Origin of the sequence: Phenylobacterium sp. (assembly GCF_030693625.1) — a bacterium.
GTDB classification, from domain to species: domain Bacteria; phylum Pseudomonadota; class Alphaproteobacteria; order Caulobacterales; family Caulobacteraceae; genus Phenylobacterium; species Phenylobacterium ferrooxidans.
On the sequence record NZ_JAUYAF010000031.1, the window covers coordinates 61427 to 67426 of the forward strand.

The following is a 6000-nucleotide window of genomic DNA, read 5'->3' on the forward strand; positions in this document are numbered from 1 at the left end:
GTCGATGCCCCGAGGCCGACCCAAACCCGACGGGTTCACCATGAGCATCGGCCTCGTTCAAACGGTTCCGACAACCCAAGGTTCCCCAAACTGGTCGAGGATGCTGCGCCGGATCTGAGGCGCACAGGGGGCCCCGCGCGCCTGTAGACACCGGGCAAGACCTGAGGGGCAGGCTAGGTCTGCGTAGGGCCGCCCCTGACTAGAGAGGGTGTGGCGTCTCAACCGATGGGTGGTGATCCAGCCGAGACTCCTACTGCGAACGACGCTCGGCCGCCCTGTCTGAGTGGAGCGCCGTCATGGGCTAAAGCCAGGTCCATATTGGGCGAATTTCGCCAAACCGGAGAAGACGCCTTTGGACTGACAGCACCCCTCCAGGATCATGGGACGGTGAATGCGGGCGGCTCCCTGAGTGTCGAGGGCGCGCCTTACTGATCAACACCACCCGTGCGCATGATGCCGCGACAACATTGTTCTTTGACTTCGCATTCGGGTCGGCTGCCCCTCGCATATGGGGCGCCGTCCCCTTCAACCATTGAACGGCCAAGGAGCCCTGACCACCATGCGCTATGGATTTGTAGCGGCGATCGCAGGGGCGATGCTCGTGGGTCTCCCCGCCGCGGCCACCGCCGCCCCCCTGATCATCGCCACCAAGGTCGCGGCCAAGTGCAAGATCCTGCCGGACGGCACGGCGGCGACGGTGATGGTGACCTTGAACAACGCCACCTACAACTTCTACGGCCAATCCCTGGTCTACCACTTCACGCCCAACACCACCGGCGTCGCCCAGCATCTTCCGATGCCGGCGGGAGGTTCCAACCCCGTGACCCTCGCGGTCTCTCCCGGCGTCTACACCCTGCAGATCACCAACCAGATGGCGCCGGGCGGCAACGCCTCGGCCAATTACAACGTCACCGTCCCCGCCGGCATGTTCACCACCTTCAAGGGCCGCAAGATGTGCCTTGACCGCGCGGTGAAGGCGCCGAGCCGTATCGCCAAGGAAAAGATGCTGGCGCCGGAATAGGACCTTTCCCGAGGACCACCAGGTCACCGGATCCGCACACCCCACTCGCCTGAGGCCAAGAGATGACGCGTAAGCCAGCAAACCCAGCCCCTCCCGTCGCCCCGCGTCCAGGCATGGATTTCGTCGGCCTGGCCGCCGCCCTCGCCTTCATCGCCGCCGGCCCCTCCGCCGCGGCCGTCACCGAAAGAAGCGCCGATCAGTTCCGCCAGGACGCCTTTTCAGCCGCGGCGAGCCCGGCCTCGTCGTCCCTCGAGGCCGACGCCCGGAACGCCGGGAGCTTCCGCCTGGCCCAAAGCACCCAGGGCGAGGACGATGGGGGGTGCGACGACTACACCGGGATGGATTGCGGCTCCGGCGATGGAGATCAGTCTGACGTCTTCCACTTCGACTACCTGCCGTTCGACCAATTTATCCTGGAGCAGTGGTACGACTTCCAAAATGAAGTCGATGTGGACAATATCCCGAACCATTGGGGTCCTCCTCACGCCAACGGGCTCAGGATCAGTATGTATCGACCCGGGGCCCCAAGCGCCGGGTGCCTGACCCGTGGCGGCGCGATCATGTTCAGTGTCAAGGCGCGCGCGCTGGGCTGCTGGCGCCCTGCCAAGGCGGCGCCGGTCAGAGGCCTGAAAGTCCCCGCTCTCGGTCCGGCCGCGCAGCGCGTGCTGACCAACTGCAGGTTGAGCACCGGTAGCGTCATCCTGCGCAAGGGCGCCTTCGCCTGTATCGCCACGCCCCGGGCTGTGGTCCGCAGGGCGGCCAAGGGCGGGCCGATCCGATCACGGGGGTGACGCACGGCGGCTGGCGAGCCCCCCAAGTCACCCCTGGCGGCGTCAGGGCGTCGCCGCCAGCCCCTCGGCGGCCCGGATCTGTCGCAACAGCAACTGGTCGTAGAAGCGCTTCAGGAGCGTGAGGTCCGGCGCCACGTCAGCGTCGCCCCCGACCGAGGTGTCCGCCGCCCCCAGCGGCCCGTTGCACTGCGCCGGGTCGGCCAGCATCTGGTCCAGCACGGTCCCGGTTTGGGGCAGAAGGGCGCCGAGCTTCAGGCACAGGCAGCCATAGGCGAAGGCGAAGGCCGTGCGCCCATTGCCGTCGCGGAAGGGGTGGATCCAGGTGATGCGCCACAGGGCGTAGGCCGCGACATCCAGGGCGTCGCCCTGCGTCCAGATCCGCTCCAGCTCGACGAAGAACGCCGCCATCAGCCCCGGGACCGCGTTCCAGGGCGGCGGCCGGAACAGGCCGCCCCCCGCCTGCCGCAGCTTCACATTCGACTGGCGATAGGCGCCCGGGTGCTCCAGCAGGAACACCGTCGCGGCGCGATGCAGGGCGCACAGCGCGGCCTCGTCGGGCATGGGGGGCAGGGCGCCGCCTCCGGCCTTGCGCCCCAGGGATGAGACGACGAGGGCGACTAGCAAGCTCCTCAGCCCCACCAGGTTCAGCGCCTCAATCCCGCGGGCCAGCTCGCCGTCCGCCAGTTCCCAGTTGCTGACTCTACCCAACGGACCGCCGCGCCCTTCCCCGCCATCGCACCAGAGTCGAATGGTAGTGCAGTCCCGCCCCTTTGCAACGCGGCCGCCCACGCCTGATGGGCCTCAGTCCGGATAGGCGAGGGGGGGCTGCGGATCAGATGAGGTTGCAGACTGAAGGTGTCGTCGATGGAGGCGTGGGAGGCGAGGAACCTCTGTGCTGAACCCCGGAACCTGAACCTCTGCGGCTTCCGGTCTCGTCACCGTAACGCCCGACGTCCGCCTTGGGTCGTCACCCATCAGACGGCGGTGATTTCAGGGATCGTGGCGCGTGTGAGTGCGCCCAACGCCATCGACAGACTGGCCGCATCGTCTTGCCGGCGCGCTATCGCGCGAACAAATGGCGATGCTCGCAGCCAGCAGAGGTCAAACCGCCTTTTTGCCAAGTCTCGCCTTTGTCCTGGCGAGCTGGGCCTTCTTCAACGCCGCAACGACGGTCTTGAGCTCCGCCCTGACCGCAGCGCGCCGCCGCCAAGGGCGCCATGAGTCTCTGGGGCCCACCGGGTCGCCGATGTGGAAGGTCGCCACCAGTGTGGCTAACGGCTTTAACGGCATGGCTGGGATAGGGCGAAGCCGGCAGCGCCCCTCGGCGCGGAGCCGTTCGATTGCAGGACCAACGCCGCCGGAGATCCGGACGGTCTCGTCAAAATCGGTGTCGCCGCAGCCCAGCCAGTGTGAAATCAGCCGGGTGCGCACCGCGCGGATCGCGGCGCGCGATTGTGTGCGGTTTGACCCCATGGGCTCGATCGACAGATCACATTCGGTGTCGAGACCAAGGGAGCGGTTGTTGACGTTGGCCGATCCAATCCGCAGCAGGACGTCGTCAATGATGGCGAGTTTGGCATGGACGATGATGGTTCGACCAAGGGTCGTGACCGGGCTGTAAATGCGCAAGCGCCCATGTTCATCGGCGGCCATCAGCCGCTTGATGAAGAACGACCGGGTCCGGTCCATTGTCATCTGGTCAAAGTAGCTCGGCGCGTGCTCGGTTGAGACAAGGACAACCTCTGGACCGTCAGGCTCGGCGAGCCTCTGGGCGAGCGCCTCGGCGATGACAGAGGACGTGAAATACTGGTTCTCAAGGTAGATGCACGACTTCGCCGCCGCGATCGAAGCCAGGTAGAGGGCTTCGATTTCACGCACCTGAGGCTCCTTCCGCCAGGCCGACGCCGCCCGGGAGATGCCGACCCGAACGTCTCGGAATTGTGGGACGACACCTTCAGGCCAGGGATCGGTTTCAGGGTGGACGTCCGGTCGCGGCAGGCGTTCGTCCGTCGCTCGAAACCACCGATCTCGAAAGAGTTCGCCCAGGGCGCCTGCAGCGCGTCCATCGACCGCGCTCATGACCTCATGGCGGGGATCGAAACAGGGCGGTGCGCCCGGCTTGGCGGCCCGGCGAAGGTTATCGTCCTCGTGATCGCAGGTATCCCATCGATCCGGACCGAAATCGCAGCCACCACAGAAGGCGACCGCGTCATCCACCACAACCACCTTTTGGTGATGGCTGGCGCCCACCGGCAGCCTGCCGTCGAGGTGGTAGCGGATGGTCGTGCCCCGAAACGCCCTGGCCGCGCGCTGAGGATAGAAATCCTGGGTCACCGCGATCGGGAGTGCCGCCTTCCAGCAAAGGATTCTGATGTCGAGTTCAGGGCGCTTGAGGGCCACGGCCTTCAAGAATTCAGCGATGCGGCTATTGTCGGCCTCGGCGCCGTCGAGCTGAGGCTCGAAGGCGGTCATGGGGTGGAAGGCCCATCCCAGCACATGCACTGAGCGGGTGGCCTTGGAGATCGCCGACATCACCGCTGAAAAATAGTCCTCGACGTCGACGAACACCGCGGCTCGGGGGGTTGTCTCCGTACGCCAGCAGGTGGTTCCAGGCTTCAACAACACGCGTAGTCTCCCGTGACGGCTTGCGGCCGAGCCCGCAAATTTGACCAAAATTTCCGCGCACAGACCGTCCGCGCCTGCCTCAACGCAAAGCGAAGCTTGAGGCTCCGTCGGCATCGTCCGCCAAGGGTGGTCAGGGGAACTTGCCGGGATACACTGGGCCTCCCATGGCGCTGACCAGTTCGATCACGGCCTACGATCCGCGCTGGCCGCAAGGCTATGCCCAAGCCGCAGGCCAGCTCGCTCCGATCCTCGAGCCAAGTCTCGTGGAGATCCACCACGTCGGCAGCACCGCCGTGCCCCTGCTCGCAGCCAAGCCCGAGATCGACATCCTCGCCATCGTGAGGACGTCAGAGACGCCAGATAGCTGGCTCGACAGCCTCGGGACGCTTGGCTTCAGCCGCGGCGGCGATCTGTCTCCCGGACACCGCTTCTTCAAGCGGGACGCGGACGGCGTCAGGACCCACAAGGTCCACCTTTGCACCGCCGGACACCCGAGCATCACCGAGATGCTGGGTTTCAGGGACCACCTTCGCGTCAGCGAGGCCGATCGACGGAGATACGAAGACCTCAAGCTCAGACTGGAGCGCGAAAACGTCGCCGGGATCGGGGAGTATCTCGCGCGCAAGCGCCCCTTCATCACCGGCGTCCTGGCGCAGATCGGAATTGCGCGGTGACGCGGAGCGTCCGTCAGGGGGCCTCAGCAGACATGCCCATCGATGCAGGCTCAGCAGCCGCTCCTCTGAGCCAGGCCGAGGCTGCCGCCGCGTTCGCGTCAGTGCTCGCCGCCCACGAGCCTTTCTTCGACCATGAGGTGCAGCGGACGCAAGGACGGCTGCGATCGCGGTGTTACGCCGCCGCCATGCCCGTGCCGGACATCCTGGTTTCGGCGGTTCGAGCCGTGGTGTTCAGAGGCCCGCGAGTCGTTGTGGTGAGCGAGTCCGACGGCACGCGCCACGTCATGCCCGGAGGCCGCCGCGAGCCGGGCGAAAGTCAGGAAACCACGGTGCGGCGCGAACTCCTGGAGGAGTGCGGATGGCATGTGGGCGAACTTCGGCCGTTCGCGGTCCTGCACTTCCAACATCCAGGCCCCACGCCCCCAAGCGACTGGTGCGACTTCGCGAACGTCATCTATCTCGCTGAGGCCACCCGCTACGATCGGCGAGCCCTCGACCCGACGCAGGGCAAGGTGCGCTCGCGGCTGATGTCGACGAAGGCGGCGTTCGGCGCCGTCACCGATCGCCACCGGGCGATCCTCGCTGCGGCCCTGTCGGCCAGACGGACGGCGCGGGCAGGATCTTAGGAGCGGTCAGCACGTCTCAGACGGAAGCGGGCCGTTGACCGTCAGCTTAGGATCGTGACCGGGCCTTGGCGTGGTCGCTACAAGCAGCCGTTCCAGAGCTCGCACCCAACCAGACCTTCCCGACGCCCGCGAAGGGTGGTGGGCTCAACCGGTGACCGCAACACGCTAACTTTCCTTGGGAGATGGAGCGTGGTCGATGAAGCAGCGAAAGAGGATCTACTACTCGGCGGCCCAGCGGGCTGAGATCTGGGATCGCTGGAAGG

6 protein-coding genes are annotated in these 6000 nt (G+C 66.2%); 4 read left to right on the plus strand and 2 right to left on the minus strand.

What is annotated here, in order from left to right; translation table 11 throughout:
- The first annotated feature begins 559 nt into the window (after positions 1–559).
- Both Q8N10_RS07025 and Q8N10_RS07030 read left to right on the plus strand, forming a co-directional pair.
- Positions 560–1021 carry a hypothetical protein gene (locus Q8N10_RS07025; protein ID WP_304777875.1) on the plus strand — a complete coding sequence of 154 codons (462 nt, stop codon included), beginning with the start codon at positions 560–562 and terminating at the stop codon, positions 1019–1021.
- Between the two features lie 113 nt (positions 1022–1134).
- On the plus strand, positions 1135–1812 hold the full coding sequence (locus Q8N10_RS07030) for a hypothetical protein (RefSeq protein WP_304777877.1): 678 nt from the start codon (positions 1135–1137) through the stop codon (positions 1810–1812).
- Between the two features lie 42 nt (positions 1813–1854).
- Here the strand turns inward: Q8N10_RS07030 and Q8N10_RS07035 are convergent, their stop codons facing one another.
- Positions 1855–2520, minus strand: a complete 666-nt coding sequence (locus tag Q8N10_RS07035) for a Fic family protein (protein ID WP_304777879.1) — start codon at positions 2518–2520, stop codon at positions 1855–1857.
- Positions 2521–2913: 393 nt separating this feature from the next.
- Positions 2914–4380, minus strand: a complete 1467-nt coding sequence (locus Q8N10_RS07040) for a phospholipase D-like domain-containing protein (protein WP_304777880.1) — start codon at positions 4378–4380, stop codon at positions 2914–2916.
- 221 nt (positions 4381–4601) lie between these two features.
- On the opposite strand from Q8N10_RS07040, the gene Q8N10_RS07045 reads away from it, so the two are divergent.
- Positions 4602–5111, plus strand: coding sequence for a GrpB family protein (locus Q8N10_RS07045; protein ID WP_304777882.1), 510 nt, complete (start codon positions 4602–4604; stop codon positions 5109–5111).
- Positions 5112–5143: 32 nt separating this feature from the next.
- Positions 5144–5737: an NUDIX hydrolase gene (locus tag Q8N10_RS07050; protein WP_304777884.1), complete on the plus strand. Its 594-nt coding sequence runs from the start codon at positions 5144–5146 to the stop codon at positions 5735–5737.
- Positions 5738–6000 lie beyond the last annotated feature (263 nt).

What these genes read in the sequence shown, in the direction of transcription:
- Q8N10_RS07025 (WP_304777875.1), top strand. Translation starts at nt 560, where the DNA reads ATGCGCTATGGATTTGTAGCGGCGATCGCAGGGGCGATGCTCGTGGGT.
- Q8N10_RS07030 (WP_304777877.1), top strand. Translation starts at nt 1,135, where the DNA reads ATGGATTTCGTCGGCCTGGCCGCCGCCCTCGCCTTCATCGCCGCCGGC.
- Q8N10_RS07045 (WP_304777882.1), top strand. Translation starts at nt 4,602, where the DNA reads ATGGCGCTGACCAGTTCGATCACGGCCTACGATCCGCGCTGGCCGCAA.
- Q8N10_RS07050 (WP_304777884.1), top strand. Translation starts at nt 5,144, where the DNA reads ATGCCCATCGATGCAGGCTCAGCAGCCGCTCCTCTGAGCCAGGCCGAG.